Annotated in this window: 3 protein-coding genes and 1 pseudogene; all 4 read left to right on the plus strand. The window is 53.2% G+C overall.

Translation table 11 applies throughout. The features are described 5' to 3' along the window. Positions 1–1314: replication restart helicase PriA (gene priA, locus B3W37_RS14615; RefSeq protein ID WP_483176239.1), on the plus strand; the 1314-nt coding region annotated here is incomplete at its 5' end. A 50-nt stretch (positions 1315–1364) separates the two neighbouring features. After that, positions 1365–1820, plus strand: coding sequence for a peptide deformylase (gene def, locus B3W37_RS14620; RefSeq protein WP_483169299.1), 456 nt, complete (start codon positions 1365–1367; stop codon positions 1818–1820). 10 nt (positions 1821–1830) lie between these two features. Next, positions 1831–2760: a methionyl-tRNA formyltransferase gene (gene fmt / locus B3W37_RS14625; protein ID WP_483176240.1), complete on the plus strand. Its 930-nt coding sequence runs from the start codon at positions 1831–1833 to the stop codon at positions 2758–2760. A 10-nt stretch (positions 2761–2770) separates the two neighbouring features. Next, a pseudogene (locus B3W37_RS14630) lies at positions 2771–3074 on the plus strand (DUF116 domain-containing protein); the annotation flags it as partial.

Below are 3074 nucleotides of genomic sequence, written 5' to 3' on the forward strand. Positions count from 1 at the left end.
GCCCAGGTGGTTTTGGGCACCCGCTCAGCGCTCTTTGCTCCGCTGACCCGGCTGGGCCTGATTATACTGGATGAAGAGCACGAATCCACATACAAACAGGAAGAAACCCCGCGTTACCATGCGCGGGAGGTTGCTCTGGCCCGGGCCCGGCTGGAGCAGGCGACAGTGATAATGGGCAGTGCCACCCCGGCACTGGAAAGCTATTATAAAGCTCTACAGGGCGAGTACAGGCTATTGACTATGTCAGGCCGCATCGCCCCCGCCCGTTTGCCGCGGGTGACGATTATAGATATGCGCCGGCATTATCGTCAGGGGCGGCATAGTGCGATATCGGCTGAACTCAGGGAGGCTATATCCGCACGATTGGAGCAAGGCCAACAGACCATACTGTTCTTGAACCGGCGTGGTTATTCACCGGTAACTATATGCCGTATGTGCGGCCAAAGTCTTATGTGCCCGCACTGTGCAGTGTCATTGAGCTATCATCAGGACAGCAATGGTTATTTATGCCATTACTGCGATTACCAACAGGAGGTAATTGAGGTCTGCCCTGCCTGCGGCCTGCCGGCTCTTAGCCCTCTGGGTTATGGCACACAAAAAGTGGAAGCAGAAGCAGCCGCCTTATTTCCCGACGCTCGAGTCGGACGCCTGGATATGGATAGCAGTCGCAAGTCCGGGGCTCAAAAAAGCATATTAAATAGTATGAAAACGCGCCAGATAGATATCTTGATCGGCACCCAGATGGTAGCCAAAGGATTGGATTATCCCGGAGTAAGCCTGGTCGGTATCGTGGATGCCGATATTACCCTTAACCTGCCCGATTTTCGTGCCTACGAACGCACCCTGCAGCTGGTGGTACAGGCATCCGGACGGGCCGGACGCGGGCAAGACCCGGGAGAGGTTTTGATACAGACCTACAATCCCGAGCATGCAGTGATCCAGATGGCTGCCGCCCAGGACTACGAAAGTTTTTATCGCACCGAGATTGAGTCGCGGAGGGTTTTGCAATACCCGCCCTTTACCCATATCATGCGTATAGTGGTTTGGGATGGACAGGAAAAACGGGCCCAGCAAACAGCCGCAGACATTTTTTCATGGATTTATGAGATAATAGATGCCAAAGAAGATCAGATCATGGTTCTCGGGCCGGCACCCTGCCCCATTTCCCGTCTGCGCGGGAAATACCGGCAACAGATAATGATAAAAGCTCAAAACCGTTCTTTATTAAGCAGTATTGGGCTCTCCCTCAAGCGGTTGAAATATCCGCCGGGTGTGCGCATAGAGATAGATATAGACCCGATGTCAACCTTATAGACTAAAAAGGGGCAATAAAACTAACCGTTGTTATGTAAGGAGAGTGTTTAATGGCTGTATACCAAGTGTTGAAACTGCCCAATGAAACCTTGCGGACCCGTTCCGCGGCTGTCGCCAAAATCAATGACGGCATACTACGGGTTCTGGATAATATGCGCGACACCCTCTATGCTGAAGAGGGCCTGGGGTTGGCAGCCCCGCAGATTGGGGTCTTAAAACGCCTGATCGTGATTGATACCGGGGAACAGTTTATTGAGTTGATCAACCCCGAAATAATCGAGCGGGAAGGTGAGAAGACCGGCACTGAAGGCTGCTTGAGTGTACCCGGCATAATAGGGCGGGTGTCACGCTCCCTGTATGTCAAAGTACGGGGTTTAAACCGCCAGGGTGAAGAAGTCGAGATTGAGGGCAGTGATTTATTGGCCAAGGCCTTGCAGCATGAGATTGATCATTTAGACGGCATTCTGTTCATTGACAAGGCCATTGAAACCAGGAGAGAACGATGAGGATTTCGAATTGAAGATTGTATTTATGGGAACAGCACAATTTGCGGTGCCAGCCTTGCAAGCCTTGCTCGAATCCGGGCAGGAAATAGCGGGGGTTATAACCCAGCCCGATAAACCACGGGGGCGGGGGCATAAACTAGCTTTTAACCCCGTAAAGGAGTATGCCGTCAAGCAAAACCTGGAGGTGTTTCAGCCCGCCAGGATTGACTCCGAGCCGGCCTTGCTCAAAATCAGCGAATGGCAGCCGGAAATGATTGTAGTGGTGGCTTACGGGCAGATCATACCGGCGCGTATCCTGTCGCTGCCCGTACATGGATGCATCAATGTACATGGTTCCTTACTTCCCCGTTACCGGGGGGCGGCCCCCATACAACGCGCCCTGATGGCCGGGGAAGCCGTGACCGGGGTGACCACCATGTACATGGACCAGGGTCTGGATACCGGGGACATGATAAAAAAAGCCACAGTGCCCATTGACGGTGATATCGATTATGGGGAACTGCACGACAGGTTGGCTGAGGTGGGGGCTGATTTATTGCTGGAGACAATCGCAGCCGTCGCTGACGGTACTGCGGCTCGAGAAAAACAGGACTCCAGTCAGGCTACCTACGCACCGGTGTTGAGAAGCAATGATGAACTGATCTGCTGGCAGATGACAGCCCAGCAAATTCATAATCAGATTCGGGCCTTGAGTCCGCTGCCCGGCGCTTATACCTCCATAGAGGGAAACAAGCTCAAGGTTTATAAGAGCCGGGTGACCAGCCTTAGCGACGAAGGTACGCCGGGTCTGGTAAAGACTACCGGCAGCGGTTTCCTGGTGCAAACCGGGCAGGGGCTGGTGGAATTGTTGGAAGTGCAAAAAGAAGGCCGCAAGCGCATGCCGGCCCGCGATTTCGCGGCGGGTCAGCGCATACCAGCAGGCCTCATCCTGGGAAGCTGAGGGCTGGGTGATGCAAGCCAAAAAACGTCTTTATATCGGTCTGCTGAGTGTCAGCCTGATCATGGTGATCGGGATAGCCGCTCTGGTCTGGTACCTATTCGCCAACCGTGAAGCGCTGGTCAACCAGGTGGTACTTTTGAGCCTGGCGCTTATAGCAGCGGTGATATTTGCCATTTTGGGAATCGGCATTCTGGGTATCGTGATCATGATTATTCGCTCTAAAACTGTGCCCTCGCTGGAGAACTTAACCCAATGGGCCAATGAAATGCTGTTTCCTCTGGCTTTGTTGACCGGCAAATTTTTTGGCATAGAAA

This window comes from Syntrophomonas sp. UBA5494, assembly GCF_002426325.1.

What these genes read in the sequence shown, in the direction of transcription:
- def (WP_483169299.1), top strand. Translation starts at nt 1,365, where the DNA reads ATGGCTGTATACCAAGTGTTGAAACTGCCCAATGAAACCTTGCGGACC.